The organism is Pseudocolwellia sp. AS88, from assembly GCF_030551755.1.
Lineage (GTDB): Bacteria > Pseudomonadota > Gammaproteobacteria > Enterobacterales > Alteromonadaceae > Pseudocolwellia.
In genome coordinates this window covers 1-21,339 of record NZ_JAUPEC010000026.1, presented here as the reverse complement: position 1 = coordinate 21,339, position 21,339 = coordinate 1, and the positions used below count along the sequence as shown (strand labels likewise).

15 protein-coding genes are annotated in these 21,339 nt (G+C 32.9%); 12 read left to right on the top strand and 3 right to left on the bottom strand.

The features are described from left to right. Position 1 precedes the first annotated feature (1 nt). The 7 genes from Q5N69_RS15435 to Q5N69_RS15405 all read left to right on the top strand — a co-directional run bounded on the left by Q5N69_RS15435 (position 2) and on the right by Q5N69_RS15405 (position 14,041). The gene (locus Q5N69_RS15435) at positions 2 to 1,669 is read left to right on the top strand and encodes a hypothetical protein (protein WP_304369989.1); all 1,668 of its coding nucleotides are present in this window, start codon (positions 2 to 4) and stop codon (positions 1,667 to 1,669) included. Continuing rightward, positions 1,666 to 3,612: a hypothetical protein gene (locus tag Q5N69_RS15430; RefSeq protein WP_304369988.1), complete on the top strand. Its 1,947-nt coding sequence runs from the start codon at positions 1,666 to 1,668 to the stop codon at positions 3,610 to 3,612. The genes Q5N69_RS15435 and Q5N69_RS15430 overlap by 4 nt, the downstream gene beginning before the upstream one ends. Further along, positions 3,609 to 4,049, top strand: coding sequence for a GIY-YIG nuclease family protein (locus Q5N69_RS15425; RefSeq protein WP_304369987.1), 441 nt, complete (start codon positions 3,609 to 3,611; stop codon positions 4,047 to 4,049). The genes Q5N69_RS15430 and Q5N69_RS15425 overlap by 4 nt, the downstream gene beginning before the upstream one ends. Before the next feature lie 161 nt (positions 4,050 to 4,210). Continuing rightward, the gene (locus tag Q5N69_RS15420) at positions 4,211 to 8,500 is read left to right on the top strand and encodes a hypothetical protein (RefSeq protein WP_304369986.1); all 4,290 of its coding nucleotides are present in this window, start codon (positions 4,211 to 4,213) and stop codon (positions 8,498 to 8,500) included. 586 nt (positions 8,501 to 9,086) lie between these two features. Further along, positions 9,087 to 10,817 (top strand): hypothetical protein, encoded by a 1,731-nt coding sequence (locus Q5N69_RS15415; RefSeq protein WP_304369985.1) that lies wholly within the window; start codon positions 9,087 to 9,089, stop codon positions 10,815 to 10,817. Between the two features lie 484 nt (positions 10,818 to 11,301). After that, positions 11,302 to 12,999: a hypothetical protein gene (locus Q5N69_RS15410; protein ID WP_304369984.1), complete on the top strand. Its 1,698-nt coding sequence runs from the start codon at positions 11,302 to 11,304 to the stop codon at positions 12,997 to 12,999. Between the two features lie 25 nt (positions 13,000 to 13,024). Continuing rightward, a complete protein-coding gene (locus Q5N69_RS15405) occupies positions 13,025 to 14,041 on the top strand; it encodes an Mbeg1-like protein (protein WP_304369983.1) in 1,017 nt (338 codons plus the stop codon). A gap of 30 nt (positions 14,042 to 14,071) precedes the next feature. On the opposite strand, the gene Q5N69_RS15400 is transcribed toward Q5N69_RS15405, so the two are convergent. After that, positions 14,072 to 15,502, bottom strand: coding sequence for a DEAD/DEAH box helicase (locus Q5N69_RS15400; protein ID WP_304369982.1), 1,431 nt, complete (start codon positions 15,500 to 15,502; stop codon positions 14,072 to 14,074). Between the two features lie 7 nt (positions 15,503 to 15,509). After that, entirely contained in the window at positions 15,510 to 16,022 is a 513-nt protein-coding gene (locus Q5N69_RS15395; RefSeq protein ID WP_304369981.1) for a hypothetical protein, read from the bottom strand. Between the two features lie 101 nt (positions 16,023 to 16,123). On the opposite strand from Q5N69_RS15395, the gene Q5N69_RS15390 reads away from it, so the two are divergent. From Q5N69_RS15390 to Q5N69_RS15375, 4 genes are all read left to right on the top strand, one after another. After that, positions 16,124 to 16,360, top strand: a complete 237-nt coding sequence (locus tag Q5N69_RS15390; RefSeq protein ID WP_304369980.1) for a helix-turn-helix domain-containing protein — start codon at positions 16,124 to 16,126, stop codon at positions 16,358 to 16,360. A gap of 61 nt (positions 16,361 to 16,421) precedes the next feature. After that, positions 16,422 to 18,077: an ATP-dependent endonuclease gene (locus Q5N69_RS15385; protein ID WP_304369979.1), complete on the top strand. Its 1,656-nt coding sequence runs from the start codon at positions 16,422 to 16,424 to the stop codon at positions 18,075 to 18,077. Continuing rightward, positions 18,070 to 19,212 (top strand): UvrD-helicase domain-containing protein, encoded by a 1,143-nt coding sequence (locus Q5N69_RS15380; protein ID WP_304369978.1) that lies wholly within the window; start codon positions 18,070 to 18,072, stop codon positions 19,210 to 19,212. The genes Q5N69_RS15385 and Q5N69_RS15380 overlap by 8 nt, the downstream gene beginning before the upstream one ends. A gap of 23 nt (positions 19,213 to 19,235) precedes the next feature. After that, the gene (locus Q5N69_RS15375) at positions 19,236 to 19,637 is read left to right on the top strand and encodes a hypothetical protein (RefSeq protein WP_304369977.1); all 402 of its coding nucleotides are present in this window, start codon (positions 19,236 to 19,238) and stop codon (positions 19,635 to 19,637) included. Here Q5N69_RS15375 and Q5N69_RS15370 read toward each other — a convergent pair. Continuing rightward, a complete protein-coding gene (locus tag Q5N69_RS15370; protein ID WP_304369976.1) occupies positions 19,624 to 20,529 on the bottom strand; it encodes an integron integrase in 906 nt (301 codons plus the stop codon). The two genes, Q5N69_RS15375 and Q5N69_RS15370, sit on opposite strands and share 14 nt — an antisense overlap. Positions 20,530 to 20,779: 250 nt before the next feature. On the opposite strand from Q5N69_RS15370, the gene Q5N69_RS15365 reads away from it, so the two are divergent. Continuing rightward, the gene (locus tag Q5N69_RS15365) at positions 20,780 to 21,256 is read left to right on the top strand and encodes a hypothetical protein (protein ID WP_304369975.1); all 477 of its coding nucleotides are present in this window, start codon (positions 20,780 to 20,782) and stop codon (positions 21,254 to 21,256) included. Positions 21,257 to 21,339 lie beyond the last annotated feature (83 nt).

Genomic DNA, 21,339 nt, shown 5'->3' with positions numbered 1-21,339 from the left:
TATGAAAGATAAGAAAAACTTCACACTGCAAAACAGTAATTTAATTCCAATAAGATTAGATGATGAGAAAACTAATTCTAATATGTTATTTAAAACGAATAAGGTACTAGTTGACTTTAATAGATGGAAATATTACGGGAGGCCTAAGTGTGACGATTTTGTTAACGCTAAGTATGCTAATAGAACTCAATTAGTTGTTGATTTATATAATGCAACAAATCAATTATCCCATGAACTCAGACCTTCAACTGTTGGGGTTTTTGCTTCTGATGGTTGTGGCCATATTTTTGCTTTTTTAGATGAACAGCACCTAAAAGGAATTAATATTAATCAAATAGAGCTATTCACGAGCGAAACGATAAATGATTTCTTAATTTGGATTAAGAATAAACCATCTAAAACGTTAACAGGGAAGTTATCTAAAGTAAGTGCTAGAAAGCAATATAATAATGTGAAAAGTGTTTTGATGTATTTTACTAGAGAAGGAAGAATTTCTAAGGATATTTTTCCTTATGCCCCATTTGTTAATGTAAATAAAGCTGGAAAAGGGGCGTTAGCTTATTCAAAATCAGAAATGACGAGAATCATGCGCTATTTATGGAGCCAATTAGAATTGATTCGACAAGATAAATTTATTGGTAGTTTTAGACAAAAGCTGTCGATTTATACTTTAATTATTGCAGCTAAAACAGGAAGGAATACTTCAACAATTTTAAATATGAAAACAGATTGTATTTCTCCCCATCCTTTAGCACCTGAAACTCATATTTTATTAACTAGTTATAAACATAGAGGAATGAATACTAATGTTCAGGCTATGAAAAGTGAAATCAAATTTGATGAGATCTTTAGTACCCATAAAGATATTGGGCTACTTATAAATGAAGTATTAGTACATACACTTCATCTTCGTGAAAAATGTGATAATTTATTTCTTGTTGAGAATAGTGAAAAACAGCCAACAAGCTTAACTGATATGTATTTTTGGAAAGCAGTTAACGGTATAGGTAAACGAGCAAATTTATTAAAGGATAATGCAACCCCCTTACATTTTCAAATTAAAAGGTTGAGAAAGACTTTTGCTACACGAGTTTGGCAATTAACTAATGGGGATCCAATTAAAACCTCTAAATTATTAGGTAATACCACTCCCGTAATGAATCAGAGTTATTTGGAAGTTACTCCTGAGATGGAGAAAAACCATAAATACTTTGGTTACGTTTTAACGGACTCACTTCTTGGCGAGTCTGAAAAAGACATTACCGATAAAATATCTCATCTATTAAATATAAATATCGATAAAGCTAAGAGTGTTCTTATTGGTGACTTTAATACAGGTGTAGGTCGTTGCTCTGATCCTTATGAAGGCGCATATTCAAAAGGTAATGGTAAAGCTTGCACGCGGTTTGTAGCATGCTTTAAATGCCCTAATCAGGTAATAATAGAGTCTGATTTACATAGGTTGTTTTCTTTTTATTGGTTAATTAGAAAAGAGAGAGGGTTCATTGGTCGTAAGCAATGGAAGAAATTATATTCTTGGGTGATAAAAGTTATTGAGAATGAAATAGAGCCTGCTTTTGATAAGTTGGTTGTAGATAAGGCTAAAGAAAGTGCTTTTAATGTTCCAAATCCAATGCGGTCGTCAAGAAACTCTTTGGAGGCAATATGATAGCTATTAAGCCTGAGTACCTTCCAATAAAAAGTCTTATGTTTGATGATCAAGTAGTAACACTAAACTTTAATGGTGAGGTTTGTTCAAGGTTTTCTGATGCTTTGTGGAATTTTAGACATTATATCCATAACAAAAATGTATCTAATTCGAGAGCATTAATTAATTTTGATACTGTATTATCAGACGGTTCTAATTTTTTAGATGAGAAAAACTCAACCCTTTTACTTTCAACAAAACAATATCTTTACACACGATTTAATACTCCAAATCCTAGATCAGGGAAGGTACTCGGTCCACAATCATTAATAGGTCATTTTTATTCTATAAAAACATTTATAAATTATTTAATTAGTCAAAAAAAATACAATTTTTCATTGTTTAATAAAGATGATACTAATAGATTTCAAGACTATATATTTGAACGTAATCCAAAATTAGGAACTAATACTAACGCGAAATATTTAGGTGTAATTGAAGATCTTTATCATTTTAGATATCTTTTACCTGATGGATTAGCTGAACATCCGTGGCCAGACTCTTCAGTTGTACATCTATCTAATGATCGAAAAAATAACGGTGGGAGAAATTTACGTCAAACACCGTGTATTCCCGATTATTTATGTAGTCAGTTATTTACTAATTCAGTTAAATTTCTTGAAGATAATAGCCATAGAATTATTAAATCATTTTCGTTACTTACAAAATTAGCTCTTAAAATTGCTTACAAAGAACTAAAAAATGAAAGAAAAACAAACGATATAAAAACAACTAGACCAGACAAGCTCGCTTTGTATCATGCAAAAAGGTCTAGGGAGTATATTAAATATAAAAATAAAATATTAAAACGTTATAATTTTTCTTCGAAAATAGAACTAACAAAATTTATGCATAAGGCAAGAGCATGTTGCTATGTTATTATTGCCCTAACTACAGGTATGAGAAACTCCGAAATTGCATCTTTAAATTTTAGTAGCTTCATTAAATCTGAAGGTTGGGATGGTGAAGAATATTTTTGGCTAGAAGACTTAACTTATAAGTTAGAAGAAGAGCCTACAGAAGCAAAATGGATGGTTCCAGAAATAGTTAGGATAGCAATAGATCACCTAACATCTGTAAATTTCCCCTTAATCGACGTAATAAGGTTTTCACTTCCTTATTTAAATGATAGTGATAAAGAAAACCAAAATAATTTAATTCCTTTCCTTTTTAAGGGTAATGATAACAAAACTAATCTATTAAATGGGGTTTCTAATGATCATTGGAATCAAACCCTTAAACTTTTATCAAAAGAGTTTGATCTTTGTATTACAGAGCATAATAACGATCTAAAACTTCCTCCAGGCTCTATTTGGCCTTTAGCAACACATCATTTTAGACGTACATTCGCATGCTTAGCAGCAAGAAGCTCATTAGGAGATTTACGCTACCTGAGAGAGCATTATAAGCATTGGTCACTCGATATGACGCTTTATTATGCTAATACCGATGTATTCGATGATTCACTATTTGATGAAGTACTTACTGAACGCAACGATTTACAAAGCACTTTGGTTTCTGATTGGATCGTAAAGGATGTGCCCCTTGCAGGAGGGCGAGGTGAAGCTATAGCTACTTTTAGGCAAAGAGGGGGGCTTAAAAAATCAAAAGATATGCCTAGTTTAGTTAAACAAATTAGTGATAGCGTATTTGTTCGAGGGACAGGGCATAGCTGGTGTTTAGCCTCTGGTGATGGTTGTGGAGGCGAAGGATTATATGATGAATTGCTATGTCCTGATTGCGATAGTTCAGTTATTGATAAAAGCCACGTACCCGTATGGAAAGGTCTTAAAGAGCAACATGAATTACTATTAAACATGCCAGATTCTGGAGTTGGTACTAAAGAACGTGCTCGTGAATATATTAAAAAATCTGAAGAACTAATTGATAGGCTGATTGTATGATTTATTTCGTTAAGGCTGAAATAACTAAAAGAATAAAAATTGGTTACACCGCACAATGGATTGATACTCGTTTATCTTCTATGCAATCAAACTCACCGGATAAACTTACTTTCTTGGGAGGCTTTGTCGGTAACAAAGAGCTCGAAATAAACATTCAGAACTCATTTAGAGAAAATTTATCTCATGGTGAGTGGTACAACGAGAGTAAAGACCTTTATAGTTATATTGAAGTTAATTGTTTGAAAGATAAGTTTAGTTTTGATTGGATATGTGACGCTATTTCAGACAATAGTATTTCTTTTGAATATGCGAAGCTATTGGATGATATAAAAATTAGAGAACTATCTCAGGCTAGGATTAAATATGCATTTGATAATTCATTTAAAAACATAGTTATTCCTGATTTTGGACCGCAATTAATAGCTAAAAAAGGCTGATTTTGTCTATGCTACACAATCCTTGAAATAGCAAGTGACTATATTATATCGAAAATTAGCTAAACTAGTTGCCAAGAAAGCTCATATCAGCATTAGTGATTTTGATAATTTGTAACCTTGTTCTGTATTGGCATTCCATAATAAAAGGACCTAATAAATACATGGAAAATTACATACAATTAAATAGAGCTTTCTCAATAGTAGCTAAAAACCAAGGAAGTGAATATCAAGAAAATTGGTTATCATCACTAGGTAGTTCTGAGAATTTATATTGGGATGATATTTTAAAAAAATTTCGTTGCGTTATTTTGGCGGAAGCAGGAGCAGGAAAAACCGAGGAGCTCAAACAACAAGCGATTTATCTTGAATCTAAAGGCCTTTTTGCATTTTTTATTCGTATTGAAGATATCGATAGTGAATTTGAAGAATCATTCGAAGTCGGTTCTGAAGATAAGTTTAACCAATGGTTAGATAGTACTGATGAAGCTTGGTTCTTTTTAGACTCTGTCGACGAATCTAGATTAACTAGTCCAGGTGCTTTTAAGAAAGCAGTTAATAAGTTCGCTAATCGGATATCTAATGCAAAGCCAAGAGCTCATGTTTTTGTATCTAGCCGACCTTATTCTTGGAGGCCATCAGAAGATAGAAAGCTTATGGATGATAAGCTGCACTTACCAATGTTGGTTGGAAATGAGCAAGTCCAAAATGATATTGAACAGAATAATAACGATAGTTCTTTAGAAGTTTTTACGCTTAGGCCATTAGATAGCGACAGAATTAAGCATTATTGTTTAGCACGTGATATTGATAATGTAGATCAACTTTTGGAAGAAATTGATAGGTTAAGCTTATGGAGTTTGGCTGAGAGACCTTTTGATCTTGATAGCATAACTGATAAATGGAAAAAAGATAAAGATCTTGGGAGCCGCATAGACCTTTTAAGGCATAATATAAAGGTAAAATTAACAGACCAACACTCTGCTGACAGGTCCTATACCCAAACATTCACGCTTGAACGTGCTTTCGATGGTGCTCGCCGACTAGCAGCCTCAGTCGTATTGACTGGTCATGCAGGTATAAAAATTCCAGGAACAACTAACGCAAAAGGTATAAATGCAGTTGAAGTTTTAAGTGATTGGCTTCCAAGTGACGTCAGAACACTTTTAGAATTAGGTGTATTTAACGACATTGTTTACGATACGGTTAGGTTTCGCCACAGGGAAGTAAGGGAATTATTAGCAGCTGAGTGGTTTGATTCATTGCTCAAATCTGGCGCTGACATCAATTCAATCAAGGCTCTGTTTTTCCGAGATCAATATGGTGAACAGATTATTACCCCAAAACTTCGATCAATACTTAGTTGGCTTATTTTATTTGATAATGATTTTTATCGACAAGCTATATCTATTGCACCTGAAGTAGCTGTAGAAGGCGGAGATCCAGCGATATTGTCTCTACATATTAGAGAGCAGCTACTCAATGAAATAGTACAAAAAATTGTGTCCAATGAGGATGAACGTGGTGCTAGAGACAATTCTGCAATTGCTAAAATAGCTGCTCCTGACTTAACAGCAAAAGCAATACAACTGATTAACCAGAATATAGACAGTGACGACGCGATATTTTTCCTTGGGCGCTTAGCGTGGCAAGGTAAAATGATTGATACATTACCTCTATTTGAGGGGGTTGTACTAAATATCCAACGAGATATTTACTCGAGAATTGCTGCTCTTCGGGCAATTGTAACATTAGGAGAACAAGACTATTGTACAGAACTATGGGGGAGATTGAATACGCTAGAGGAGGACATTGAACCACAGCTTTTTTCTGAGTTCTTAAATGAGCTTCCTATAAGTATTTTTAACACTCAACAGTTACTTATTTCAATAGCAAAACTTAAACTAAATAAGGGAAAAGGCGATTCATATAGCGCACGTCACTCATTGACTGAATTTATTGAAAACCTTTCAGTCGCAAATGATTTTGATGTATTAAACTGCTTGCTTGATGGGGTAATAAGTTTATTAGACCAAGAACCATTTGGAGATTCAAACTATTGTCGAATATCTCAAAAATATGCTTGGCTAATAAATTACACAACACAAATACTAGAAAAAATTATTATAGCTCGTTCTGAGATAACTTTATCATCAAGAGTAATATCCATACTAATTTCTATACCTAGAGCTAAAAACTGGATAAGTTCTGAATATGATGATTACAAAGACAATCTGCAACAATTAATACCTAAGTGGCCTGAACTAAATGATGCTTTATATTGGGCGAGTATTAAACAGGTACAATCTAAATCTGAAATAAAAGGTGAGCTAGTATTAGATGATTGGGAAGCACATTGTCATGGATGTTTCTGGTTATTCGATGAATACTCTTATATTAGGCTACTAAACTACATTGGAAATACTATAGATAAAGCTGAACAATTGATTGCTCTTAGTACTGTAATTCGTCTTTACCAACAAATGGGAAAACCTCTTAATATTTTAATTGATTTAAAAGAAGTTGTTGCAAGTAACACTGCGCTAAGTGAAGCTTTACAAACTCGTTTGGGTCCTAGAGTTAGAATTTTAAGTGAGAGTGAAAAAAAACTTAATTCGATGCAAAAGGAACGCGATGTTAAAAAGCTACAAGATGATATACAACGACTTGAATGGATTGAGTCTTTAAAGGCCAACCCGAAAAGGATTAACGCTACTCCAGTTTTAAAGTCAGGACTAATTACAAATGAGATATGGTGGCTGTATTCTGAAATAGAAGGCGATTCCTTAAAGCAAACCAGAGCCAGAGGAGCACAATGGGAGGAACTAGTTCCTGTTTTTGGGACAGATGTTGCAAAAGAGTATAAAACGGCCATTAAGAGCTTGTGGAGGAGTTTTGATGTTGAGCTGCAATCAGAACATGAGGAGTACAATAATAAGGTTCCAGGAGAACTTTCAATTGCTATGGCTGGCTTAGAAATAGAGTTGCGTGAAGTTACTGATTTTTATAAAAACCTTTCTTCAAAAGACTTAAAACAAGCCCTGAGATTCTTGGCAAAAGAACTTAATGGATTCCCAAATTGGTTAGAAACTATATACAAACACTTTCCAACACAAACGTTAGAAGCTATAAAAAACGAATTAATCTGGGAGTTAGAGCATGCAGAACCAGAGAGTCAACTTCATTATGTTTTACATAATTTAACTTACTACGCTCCATGGATACATAAAGACTTAGCAACGCTCATATTGAATTGGCTAATCAGTAAACCAGAAAAAATTTATATATATCCAGAATATTGTATAAAAATAATGCTTGGAGGAAATTTAGCTCCTGAACATTTAATTAAACTAATTAAAAGGGAGGTTTCTAGAGAACAACCTATTGCTAATAAGGCTCGTTGGTTTGCTTTATGGGTTGATTGTAAAGCAGATGAGGCCATTTCAATTGTAGAAGGTTGGCTTAATAAAATGAGCTATGAAGAGGCAAAACTCAGTGCTGAAATCTTTATAACTGAGTTAGTCGGTGATCGACGTGGCAGCCGAGGAAAGATAAGTTTTGAAACATATATCACACCGACTTTTTTGAAGGAACTTTATATACTCGCACACAAATATGTTAAGTCGGAAGATGACATTACTAGAGAAAACGATGGTGTTTATTCCCCCGAACTTCGTGATGACGCACAAAGTGCTCGAAATCGTTTGTTCTCATTACTCTGTGACTTACCAGGCAAAGAGGCTTACATCGCTATAAAAGAATTAGCGCTAGAACATCCTGAACCTAGTTATAGGTTATGGATGACTAAAAAAGCGTTAAATAAAGCCGAATGTGATGGTGATTTAGAAACCTGGACCAGCGAACAGGTTATGCAGTTTGAACATCTACAATTAATAACACCTAAAACACATACTCAACTATATGAATTAGGTATTAATCGATTGAATAATATGAAAGCTTGGATTGAGAATGGAAATGATAGCCCTTGGAAAACATGGCAAAGGGCAGATCAAGAAAACGAAATTCGTAATTTAATAGCTGGATGGCTTAATCAAAACTGTCGAGAACAATACATTACAGCGCAAGAACCAGAATTAGCTAATGCCCAGAGAATGGATATTTGGCTGGATAGTATTCATGTTAAATCACCAGTTCCCATCGAACTTAAAATGTTAGATAAAAGCTGGTCAGGTAATAAATTGTGTGAACGATTACGAAACCAATTAGTAGGTGATTATATTAGAGAAAGTGGAGCCTCATGTGGGATTATGCTTTTAGTTTCAGCTAAAACTGATAGAAAATGGGAGATAGATAGTAAGCTTGTAACGTTACAACAATTACGTGGAGCACTTATGAACTATTGGAACTCTATTTCAAAAGATTTTCCTAAAGTAGATGCAGTTGAGGTAATTGTTATCGATCTTAATTTGAGAAGTAAAGTTAGCGCTACTTAAATCATCTGTCATTCATTGCTTTGTGATGAATGATTATGATCTTGATGAACGTATGGAAACCATCACCCATCAGTGCATCTAATCGCATTTACCTTAGCCAGCCAATTACATTTAACTGTGCCAACAATATCTAATCTTATTAGATATCTTGTTTTTGGATATATTGAACACTCCTAAAACACACTATTGCAACATTGATGCGATTATTTTTGTGTCAATTATCGCCAATGGTATATTCATTATTTCCATAAGTAGCGGATATAAATATTATATTTCTATTTCGTTTTCGCGTAAAAGCGAGTTATAACGGCATCATTGTCCAAAGTAATTAATTTAATTTGCAGTACCGTTTATAATGCATTATCAGCCGGTCATATTCATTGATTTATGATTAAAACTAAACATTTTATGTTTATTGCGAAGCTACTTTATTGGTGTTAAATTACCATATAAAAGACACTGGATATCTAAATTTTTTAAATATCATTAATACTTCTTATTTTCCTATCTTTAATTTTCGTTTTAAAGAAATTCAAACAGGCTATCTGCACCTAACTGATGCTATTGATTAACCGGTGATATAAACATGATGTTAGCAACACTATTGAAGAATATGTTTTTGGGGGATGATTCTTCAGGTCCTGCAAGTGATTTTGCCAAAGTAAAGAGGTCCTTAGAAGGATCTTTTTTCACCTTAGACTTAGATAATCCTGACAATCAATTATTGCAATACTTGATGTGGCCGATGAATACGTTTCATCTTATCGCTCGGATTTTTGATACATATGATGTGTACCAAAAAATCGTATCTATAGAGAATGGAACTAATTATCTAAAACAGCTGAAAACAGGTAATCACCAAAGTAACTGGTCCCAAGGATTACTCGATGCTCAGACGCGTAATGAAATTAAAGTAAGTTCGAGATTTTATGAACTATTGTATAATTTGTTTAGCAGCAGTAAAACACGAGTACAGATTGAAACATTGCTAAAGGATCCTGATTATCTGAAGTTACTTTTTGAATTGTATGTTGCAAGCGATGTATGTGCTTACCGAATACAAAATGAAATATATCGAACTCATAATGCGCTGATAAATAGGTATGTTGAGACATTGATTGCGAAAAAAGATCGTTCAATCATTTCTAGCTTATCTCAATGTGATAAAAATTATGGTGTAATTCAGTTTAAGAGCCATACTCCTCAAACTGGCATCTCACTCAATAGCTTAAGCCATGATTTAGCATACATTAAACCAGGGGTTGAAGTAGCCGCACTTGTTGGGAAGTCAACTCAGAAAACCAAAGCTAATCAATACATCGAAGCTAATCGATACAATGTATTGGTTCTTCCTTGGCCGCTAGAGGTTAAGGATGATTTTTTTAAGCAAGACAATAAACCAACTTTACAAATGGATGATAAATTTGGTTTTTTTTCATATGAGAATCATCAGATAATTACCCATCAGATGATTGTATACGCGATTGAATCCTCAGGAGAACTAAGCTTACCAGATCTCGTTGTTATTCCTGAAAGTGCGGTGAATTCAAACGATAAAACTAAACTGTTAAGCGGTATCAGAGACTATTTTTCAGAAAGAAACATTGAACCTCCTGTTATCATATTTGGTGTTTTTGGAGTCGGTGATAGTGTTGAAAGTTATGGTGAAAATAGTTTGGAGCTTTTTTATCAGAACTATTTTGTTAATAATTATGTTGGTGAGAGCCAGAGAAAACATCATCGATGGGCTCTTGATGCTACTCAGTTAAATACATATGGGTTAGGTAATGTACTTAGTACAGACAAAGTAAAGTGGTGGGAAAACTGTGTAACTGGAGATAGAAAGTTGATTTCTTATCGTGATGAACATGTTCATATATGCCCGCTTATCTGTGAAGACTTGGCAAGACAAGATCCCATAGCTCCTGTTGTACGGGCACTAGGCCCTGACCTTGTCGTTGCACTTTTGCTTGACGGCCCTCAAATGAAAGGGCGATGGTCTCATAGATATTCATCGGCTTTAGTTGATGAACCTGGCTGTAGTGTTTTATCTATCTCACCATATGGTATGACACAGCGGTCAACGAATAACAGTGAGTATCTTCCAAGTTCAATTGTAGCTCTCTGGTGTGATACTGAATCTTCGTACGAACTTGAATTAGAACAAGGTAAGATTGGTATTCTGTTAAAATTAAAGCTTAAAGAACAGGAACAATGGTCAGCAGATGGTCGATGTGAAAAGAAAAATAGATTGTTTTACTTAAGTCATGATTCAGTAGGTAATACTTCTGAACTACTTAAATTAGTAAATTTTTAGTCTGATTGAATTATTGGAATTAGATAAAGTTAATTAGCCTTCACATAATTTTCCTCCATAAATGACCAATCTTACACGATAAACCCTATGGTGCTTTGTGCCCTAGTGCCATAGAAGTATTAAAATTAAGTCGCTATATAATTAGAAAGTTGACCTGAATATTAGGGGAGGCTTTATTTTTTAAGCACAAAGTGATCATATTTATCAGTGGCAGAGTCTAATAAATCTGAGAGGATGTAATAAGCTCACAATTACTTTTAATTTTCTGCAAATTTAATTATTTAGTGCTACTCATGCAACTGATTTTTAGAATAAATATATATTGATTTAACAGCCTCAAAAAACGTATCTCTGTTTGAAAAATTAACTACTGAGCAGGTTAATCTAAGAGATTCTGGAAAGTCGATGTATTTCCATACTTGGCTCTTGAAGTTTATAATATATACATATATTGTATATTATAAATACAAAAAGGGATTTTAAAATGAAATTAGCGTTAATTGTAATTTGTTATTTATTTCTATCCTCATGTACATCAACAACAGGTGAAGTATCAATTTTTTCGGTTAATTCAAATAAAAAATTAGATTCGCCTTTAGTTTCAGCATCTGAACTACATAATTCCGACGGTATTATATATAAGACGAACAAAACGACTGCATCTAAAGGAGATGACACATTCTCAGTATATTTAACGGATAGTTATCTTAGATATTTGCCAGATATAGGTGGAGTGAATGAGGTTATAATTGTTGTTCAGTTTGAAGAGGTGGTTACTGGAACTGCTAGTGATACTGTTACTAAAATACTTGGACCATATGATTCAATAGCTGATGCTACAAAAACACCATATTTTCACAAGGCTTTATATGGGCCTAAGCGGATGGAAAGCGACATTTTGAGTATGTCATTAAAAATTTATGAATATGATTTAGAGGAAAATGGAAAAGTCGGGAGTATGCTCGATTTTATTGCAACAGCAAGTGAAGCCTTAAGTTTATCAAACCCTGTGACGTCTCAAGAAATCAAGGTAGCGAAGGAGGTCGCAAAATCTATCACAAACACCAATGATAACGACTTGATCTTACAACTTGATGTTGATTTTGTCGCAGGAAATTCTTTATACAACCATTCTGGAAATAATGGTGTTAATGTTTTGCCTTTAAAGGCAGGTGAAATGGTATTAATTAAAAAAGAATCGTGTGGAGTAGGACAATGCTATGATTATTTTAGTCAAGATGAGGGCTTTAGTAATCCTATAGGCTATTTAGCTGACTGGTTACTTTTCCCTGTTAATGCTATCGCAATAGGGCTAACTGATTCGCCTGCTAGTAAGTCTCTAACAAATGTTGATTCAACTGATTTTACTATAAGAGATGAGGGTTTATCTCACAATAACGGCGATGGTAAGCCCAAGTTGTACCGAGATAAAACATGGTTGAGACTTTCTATCCTGAAAGGTGGCGACCCGTCTCTATGGGATAAGCGGAAGCTTCTTTACCCTGTTGAAGCTGATATATCTAAATTACTTAGAACTTCAAATGGCATAAATAGCGATAATCTAATTGACCCCATTGAGTCTTTAAATAAAGTAAGGAAACAGTTAAAAGTATTAAATGAAGGGGGTATAAAACTCGTATCTAAACATAGGGATAATAACATTCAGTATATTCTCTCAGGAGCGACAAACGCGGATTTGTGCATAGACGTACCTGAAAGTTTTTCTTTAATACCTTCTTCTCAATTATATGATGGCCGGCCAGCAACAATTATAGCACCAAATACTAATTATCAATGTTTTAGTTTACTACCACCTAGTGTTATTCCTCCTGCAGTAGCCAGTTTTACTCCTGGAACGCGATATTTTCAGGTTAATTATAAAAAAGATGGTCAACTCCAGTCTTATATACAGAATGTTAAAGTAATTGATAAACATACTTTAAATAATACTACTGTATGTCAATTAACAAATAATGAATTACGTATAACAACAACATTAAACCATACTGACGGTATTATGGGGGTTGATATATCAGGAACCGTTAAAGTGCCTAGTATTGATAAGAATATCCTTAGTATTGATGTTAGAGCATTAAGTGATAAGCCAAGTGTTAAAACGATATTTGGAAAAACGGCTATTCCCTTAAATGGAATAAATGCGCCTCATGCAACATGTACCTAAATATAACCTACAAGGAGTTCATATTATGGTAAAGCTTATTTTGATGGGTTTTATAATTTTGTTATTTGGCTGTGCAAGTTCCATAAAATCAATTAATTGCCCAGCAAATCTATATTGTTTAGATCTTCAAGATAATTGGTTAAAGTCTGATAAAGGTTATCCAAGGGCTAGGGCATTTGCCAATAAAACAGCTATTTATGCAGTGTACTCAGCAAATGTTTATGATAAGTCAGCCTCAATTTACCCTGAAATATTTTTACCAGCTAATGAGTTTCACGACCCAATCTTTCATGATGAGGGGATAGATACTATCACTAATTTCAGAGGAAAAGCTTGGTTACGTTATCGTTATGGTGTGGGGCAAAAACAAGATCCCATTTTAGTTATAGCCTTCAGAGGAACGGACAGTTGGGGGGATACGTTTTCGGGAAATTTGAAGTTGATAGAGACGGACAGCCTTGATCAATTTAAATCTGCAAAAAACTACACTAATAAAGTGATGTCGAGCTTGAAAGCTCGGGGAGTTAATTATTCAAAAATAGTATTTACGGGACATTCTTTGGGTGGTGGGTTAGCTGAATATATGCAATTAATTACTGATAAGTCAGAAGCTATTGTATTCATGACTTCGCCAAACAATGGCTATATATATTCTTTATTTTCTGGTGATGATAGAAAGAATATGAATACTATTAGAGTCTATGAAAAAGGGGAGATACTTAATGCATTTAGATTGATTTCAACACCAGATATAAAATACGATAATTGGCCTAATAGTAATGATGATATCAAAACTGCATGGTTGGATTTTTTCACCTGGAGTTTAATTGATGATCATTCTATTCGCGACTTTACTATGCAGCTTCTTCAAGCTGCTGCAATAGAAGGGAACTGTTCTGCTCATAATGTTATAATGCAGATTAACAATAATTATGGAACCAAGATACAATCTCATATATCTCCAAAGCAATCTTTAGATTGTAAAAACGGAAATAATGAAGTTGAGAACCAAACGTATCCCATTAAAAGTCATTCTAATTAGCTGAAGCTCTAGTGGGATAGTTGAAAACTTTCACTTAAAATAACTAAAGCCTATAGTTAAGACCTCATTTTGAAAACGGTCTGAAATATTGATTAATCGTTTATAAGAGTTATTTAAAAAATTATCTTGAGAAAATTCGTTATTTTTTAATTGTTTTGGTTGTTCAACAATAGTGTCCAATTGATTGCACTTATATTCAATTAGAAGTTTGTTTTCTATCTTATTATCGAAAGTCATGGTATTTAATTCGTTAATTTGGATATTGTTTTGAACGGCTATGTTCATTTTATCAAAATTAACAACATCAGCTTCAAAGGGTACATCTTGCTTAACTCGATAAGCGTATTCCAATAGCTTAGGCTCAGCAGGCATATACATTATTGCTTCTTGATTTTTTGAATTTGTCATCCTAAGTATTCGCCCCAAAATCTGTCTGAAGTGCATCTCTGTTTTAATATTGGTAAGATGACAGCATATTTGTAAACGAGGAATGTTTGTTCCTTCACTGATCATGCCTACGGAAATGATCCATTTAGTTTTTGCATTTCTAAACTGTTGAATGATGCTTGTTGGCTCATTCTCTTTGTAGGTAACAACTATAGATTCCTCATTAAGATATTCTTTCATTAACTTAGAAATCTGCTGTGCATGTTCAACTGATGACGCAATAATTAATCCTGCTGCATCAGTGTTTTTCTCTCTAATAGCGTTTAGTTTCTTTTGTGCAGATGAAATTATGTACTTAATAACTTTTTCATTTTCAATAATTTCCTGGTATGGAATTATTGATTCTGATAATAAACATTTAAAGCTGCTAAATGTTTTTGTTTCTTCATTATCAATTACAGAAATATTATCATTATCAATTGCTGTTATTTGAGGGATACGACAAACATTGTCTCTAATAGCCTCTGAAAGGCCATAAACGTAATTACAGGATATTTTATTACTAGGGTGTGAATAGTTTGAAAGAACGATAGGAGCTGTGTCTGAGCGCCAAGGAGTGCCTGTTAATGCTAATGTATATTTAGCTTTGTTTTGAATGTGAAGTATTATCTGTTCACCCCATGCATTTGAATTATCAACATTTGAACCGGCACAATGGTGGATTTCATCAAAAATTACAAAAATCCTATATTGATCGAATAATTGCCAGAAGTTAGCATCTAGGTATTGCATACTTTGATACGTGAGAGATTTCCCTTTTGCACCGATAAGTCCATCAAACCGTTCTTTAGTTTTTAGCTGTAATACTTCACTGAAATCTTGTGACACAATAGATGAAGGTGAAAAACAAATAATTAAATCAATCAGATTGCTTTTTAATAGCTGATTAGCTAATTCAGATGCCATTAAAGTCTTACCTGAACCTGGGGTGGCTAATACTAAAAAATGACTATTATTTTGGTACTCGTTTAACGCTAATGTTATGCACTCATTTTGCCATTGTCTAAGTTTCATATTTTACCTAAAGGCTGTCATTATTCATTAGGCCTTCAATGGCTCTTATCTTCCCTAATATCTTTGTATTATTGTCTCTAGCTTTATTGTATTTTGGTTGTATTTCTTCAATCAACTCTGGGAACTCAGAATAAAGCTCTTTATAAGCTTCTGACTCGCCCATATTTAATAACAGTTCAGATTTATAAATATTTAATTTATCAAATAGTTGTTCCTTTTTATGATCTATACGTGTAATTGAACTTTTAGATTCATGTTCAGTATTTAACTGGAGTTTTTTAACATCAAAAAGTGTTGTTTTACTAAAACGAGTGAATCCTTTTTTATTAGGAATTACTTTATTTAACCAATTCTTTTTAACTAACTTTAAAAGTTCAGCGTATACCTTCCGCCTAACACTTGTCGGCTCAAGTGATACATCATTCTTTAAAGCTAAGTAAGCTGTTCGAACATCAGCGGTTGTGAAGTTGTCAAAACTTTCTACCACAATAATTTGAGCTACTACAGGGTCTAATTTCAAAATAAAGCCTAGTCAAATTTAAATAATAATGGGTATTATAGGGCGTGGTGCCTTACCCCTCAACATGAAATTCTAATCATTTTACCTAAAGGAAAACTTTGGTGAGTGATTTAGTTAAAGAATTTGGTGAAATGTTGAGATTAAAACGTAAAGCTGCTGGCTATTCTCAAGAGAATTTTGCAGCATATGTTGGTATCGAAAGAGGCAACTACGGCAAGATGGAAAGAGGCCTGGTTAATATAAAATTAGAAACATTATACAAACTTACTAATGCTTTAAACTGCGAATTTGAAGAAATAATGCCTTTAAGAGTGAAATATAAAGTTAAACTAGATTGATCTAAATAGAGACTTAAGAACAAATCATTATTCAATGGACAATAACTGGTATGGAAACAAAATGCATATAACTCAAATATATATTAGTGGTTTTAAAAAGTTTTCTAGCGAAACCTTTAGCTTTAATGAAGATCTAAATATTATCGTTGGTGATAATGATTCTGGTAAATCTACGCTCCTTGAAGCGATTGAACTAGTTGTAAATGGACGTTATCGTGGAAAGTCAGTTACTTCAGAAATAACTCCAGAATTATTTAACGTACTTTCTAAAATAGACTATTTTAAAAGTGATTACGCCTCAGGAAATTTACCAGCTATTAAAATTGAGGTATACCTTGAAGGATGCCCTAATTACCGAGGTATTAATAATACTCAAAATATTGACGCCGAAGGTATAACATTAGATATCCTATTTGATTGTGAATTACAGGCTGCATATAACGATTTTATAAAAGATAATAATGACATAAGTACTATTCCTACTGAATTTTATAAAGTTAATTGGCAAGATTTTTCTTGGAATAATATTAAATATTTAAATCGTGAAGCTAAGTCACTCTTAATCGACCCTTCAAGATTGCACCCGACTTATGGGAAAAGCCAATATATAGGGAATATTATTGATGCTTCTCTAGATAAAAAAGAAAAAGCGCTACTTAGTTTGAATTATCGTCAATTACGACAATCATTTAATGAACAACCTCAAGTTAAAGGCATTAACGATAAACTTGATGCTGATAATATGGTGACAGAGCAATGTTTATCAATTGTAGCTGATATTTCTAATAACCAAAATATTGAGTCAGGATTACAGTTAGCTGTAGATGATATCAATTTTCCCTTAATAGGTAAGGGAGAGCAGAATCAAATACAAATCAAATTAGCTATTGCCAACAAAGCAGCCAATATTGATTTTGTTATGGTGGAAGAACCAGAAAACCATTTATCTCATATGAATCTCAGTAGACTAATATCTAAAATAGCTGAACAACACGAAAAACAATTATTTATTACAACGCATAGTTCTTATGTTCTTAATAAATTAAATATTAAAAACTTATGTTTAATCGGACGTGAATATAAACAGCTGAAAGACATTGATAAAAAAGTTGCTAAAATACTTAAAAGATTACCTGGTTATGACACTCTTAGGATAGCACTAGCGAGTAGGGTTGTTTTGGTTGAAGGTCCTTCAGATGAACTTATACTAAAAAAAATATATTTCCAAAATCATAACAAGTTACCAGAAGAAGATGGTATAGATATTATTGTTGTGCGTGGAATCGGTTTTAAAAGCTATTTAGAGATAGCTAAACATATAGGGACAACTGTTCATGTTGTTAAAGACAATGATGGTAATTACCAGAAAAATATAATCGATTATGGGAATGATTATGCAGAGTATGATTTTATTTCATTCTATTCACATATAAATGATTCTCTGAATTCTTTGGAGCCAACATTAATTGCAGAAAATAACAAAGATGATGAGACATTAGATTCGTTTGCACGAATTGTGTTATCAACTCAAACATATCGAAAGTATAATAGAACATGTAAGAACTTAACTGATAAACAGTCGTTTTTAAAAGAGTGGTACGGAAGTGAAGGAGAAAACTTCGGTGGTAAAAAGGTAGATACAGCGATTAGAGTTTTTGACTCTGAAGGAATTATTGCATTCCCTGATTATTTAGTTGAGGCATTGTATTTTGGCTAAAAAATTACTTATAGCTAGCGCAGGGGCAGGTAAAACACATAAAATTGCAGAAGAGTGTTGTCAACTAGCTAATAATAATAATCGAGTATTGATAATAACTTATACCGAAAACAATCAAAAAGAAATTATATCTAAATATAATAGTATGGATATTACCAATCCAAATAATATTATTGTAAAAGGTTGGTACACATTTCTATTGGAAGATTTAATTCGCCCTTATCAAGCATCTATTTTTTCAGAACGCATTAATAATATTAATTTTACGACTATTAATCCACACTTCAGAAATGGAAGAACAATACCAGGAACAGCTGAAAAAATTAATGGAAAATTTAATTCTCGTCACTTTTTAACTTCATGCAAAACAAAAGCACATACAGAGTTCTTAGCAAAATTAGCAACACGAATATGTGCGACTAGCAGTAAGAAATCTATATCCAGACTAGAATCAATATATCAACATGTTTTTATTGATGAAGTACAAGATCTCGCTGGTTGGGATTTTAATGTCTTAAAGGATATGGTGAAGATGAAAATACCTATAACTTGTGTAGGAGACTTTCGCCAAACGATTTATTCCACTACATCCAACCCTAAAATCCCTAGTACTAGTCAACAAAAGTTAGATGCGTTTTCACGATTAAAATTTACAACTGAGTATATGTCTATTAGTCGCCGTTGTATTCAAAGTATTTGTAAATTCTCTGACACTATTCATAAAGGTGAAGGCTATGATGAAACCAAATCTTTAGTGGATAATATTCCTCTAGAGTTTCAAGAGCATCAAGGAGTATTTATTATTCCTTCATCCAAACAACAAGAATATATTGATACATATTCTCCTGTTATTTTGAGAAATAGTATAAATAGTGCTAAGGATTTAAACTTAATTCCAATAAAAAAAGTTAATTTTGGCGTATCAAAAGGGTTAGGTTTTAATCGGACATTAGTTGTTCCGACACAAAATATTTTAAATTTTTTATATGGAGATCTAAATGCTTTTGATAAAGGCTCTTCTGATAAGGCAAAAAATAATTTTTATGTTGCTAGTACTAGATCTAGATATAGTTTAGCTTTTTTAGTTGAAGATAATGATATTGAAAAGTGTAGACTACCAATTTGGGGAGGGTAAATGGAAATACAGAGAATTTACTTATGTTGAATAAAACTAGAGAAAAACTAGAGAAAAATTTAAAAATTTTGCTTGAGAAACCAGAAAAAAACAAAATATCAGTTACAGCTTTAGCTGAAACTGTTGGGATATCACATTCAACCATTTATAATCGTTACTCTGACATTGCTACAAAAATTCAGACCCACAATATGTCTGTACTTATTGCTAATGATAACTCATTTAAAGATAAGTTAACTCAAACTAAAGTTGATAAAGGTAAACTTAAAAATGAAAATATTCGTCTTAAAGAAGATGTTCAAAAGTTAGTATCTTTGAATGCTAAATATGAAATGGATAATCAAAAATTGAAACGAGAAGTTGAATTACTTGAGAAAAGAGTTTCAGATTTAAATATAAAATATGGGGATATTAAGCTGCTTTAAGGTCGAAAAACTCCATTTTTGTTACATACTCAATAGGTGCTGTTTTTATTACCTTTAATGGAATGTAACATTTGACAAGATCATCTTTAGAATGACAAGTCACATTTTTTTCAATATCAGCTTCTTTTGCGGATATTTTTAAACTTTTTCGTAATGCAGTGTGATCAACATGATGTCGTCTTAAAGACTGCGACTCAGGATCTATACTTAATTTATTAGCAGGGAAAATATAATGCCAGTTAATATCTTTATTTGCTTGCGGGTATTTTCTCTCTAAAGCGTAAGGCAACCAAACACCAGAATACTGTTTATTTTGAATGTCTTTTTCCGCAATAGCTTTGGCAAGCTTTATTTGTAATTTAAGTGGCTCAATCAACTCTTTAGCTAAAGTTACACGTCTGTTTTTAGCTCCTTTCCCTTGCCACACCTGAATTGAATAGTAATCGCAATCTATATCTTTAATACGTAACTTTACAGATTCCGTAACGCGTAACCCACTTACATACATCAGTTTTATTGGTAATTCGTGCTTTTTATTTAAATGAGATAAAAGTTTCTTAGTTTCTTCAGGTGTTAAGACAACAGGTAATTTAGTTTGAATTTTACTCTTATTAAACTCGAGTTCGAAGGTTAGTTGCTTATTAATAATATGACGATATAAAAATACCAGAGAATTTAAAGCGAGACTTTGTGTGCGAGGTGCAACATTCATTTGGTTTGTTAGATAGGACAGAAAGGCTTCTACTTCAACATCATGGCAGGTTTTCGGATGAACTTTATTGGTAAAGTTTATAAAAGCTTTAATCCAATACGTGTACGATTCAATCGTTCTTTTAGCACAACGTTTTAAGCGCATCTGCTCTATAATGTAATTTATGTAGGGTGAAGACATTTATAAATCCTTTTATAATAAGTGCTGTTTTTATATACAGCTTATCATGAATCCTCCTTTCTACAACTATGTGGTTAACATTTGTTGTTAAATTGAGCGGTGGATCGAGGTGGGGTAATTATAATTAATTGATTTTTATTCAGAATTAAATTATTGTCGATAATAATTATTAAGTAACAAGGATATTAAAACCTTTGTAGAAAGGCGGATTGTATCCTCATAATAAACTGTTATATTTTCGGAGAATTCATTGGCAATCTGGCAATTTTCAATTGTGTTTATTCCTGCTCAATGGGCAGAGGACAATAAGTTTAAAACTGATTCACTGTATGGTGAGGATGGTTTTGAAACTTCACATGTTTGGTCTAGGAATGCAGGAAAAAAGGATTTCGAAACATCTTTCAATTCTATTTTACCTAAAGCTGAGTCTTGGAGTGATGAAATAGATATTTGGGGAAATGCTAAAACCAATGATCTAACTATTTTTCGCGAAGGCAACAAAATTCAATGTATCCAATTCAGATTAGACTTACGCGATAAGGTATTGGGTTTAACTAAATCAATAATTAATTCAGCAATATCATTGAATTGTGTTTTGTTTATTCCTTCTAAAAAAGTCATAATTAAGCCGAATATATTTGAGTTAAAAAAATATATAACACAATCTAGTGCAGCAAAATATATTGAAAATCCTGAAGCTTTCTTACGTGGGCTAGCTTTTGAGTAATGAAAATATAACAACACGCCCTGAGGTGGACAACAAGTCTAATTCAGCTTTTAATTGCAAATGTTAATAGCGGCGAACCTCTT

Coding starts and splice junctions, on each gene's coding strand:
- Q5N69_RS15430 (WP_304369988.1), top strand. CDS start 1,666: ATGATAGCTATTAAGCCTGAGTACCTTCCAATAAAAAGTCTTATGTTT.
- Q5N69_RS15410 (WP_304369984.1), top strand. CDS start 11,302: ATGAAATTAGCGTTAATTGTAATTTGTTATTTATTTCTATCCTCATGT.
- Q5N69_RS15405 (WP_304369983.1), top strand. CDS start 13,025: ATGGTAAAGCTTATTTTGATGGGTTTTATAATTTTGTTATTTGGCTGT.
- Q5N69_RS15420 (WP_304369986.1), top strand. CDS start 4,211: ATGGAAAATTACATACAATTAAATAGAGCTTTCTCAATAGTAGCTAAA.
- Q5N69_RS15385 (WP_304369979.1), top strand. CDS start 16,422: ATGCATATAACTCAAATATATATTAGTGGTTTTAAAAAGTTTTCTAGC.
- Q5N69_RS15415 (WP_304369985.1), top strand. CDS start 9,087: ATGATGTTAGCAACACTATTGAAGAATATGTTTTTGGGGGATGATTCT.
- Q5N69_RS15425 (WP_304369987.1), top strand. CDS start 3,609: ATGATTTATTTCGTTAAGGCTGAAATAACTAAAAGAATAAAAATTGGT.
- Q5N69_RS15375 (WP_304369977.1), top strand. CDS start 19,236: ATGTTGAATAAAACTAGAGAAAAACTAGAGAAAAATTTAAAAATTTTG.
- Q5N69_RS15435 (WP_304369989.1), top strand. CDS start 2: ATGAAAGATAAGAAAAACTTCACACTGCAAAACAGTAATTTAATTCCA.
- Q5N69_RS15370 (WP_304369976.1), bottom strand. CDS start 20,529: ATGTCTTCACCCTACATAAATTACATTATAGAGCAGATGCGCTTAAAA.
- Q5N69_RS15400 (WP_304369982.1), bottom strand. CDS start 15,502: ATGAAACTTAGACAATGGCAAAATGAGTGCATAACATTAGCGTTAAAC.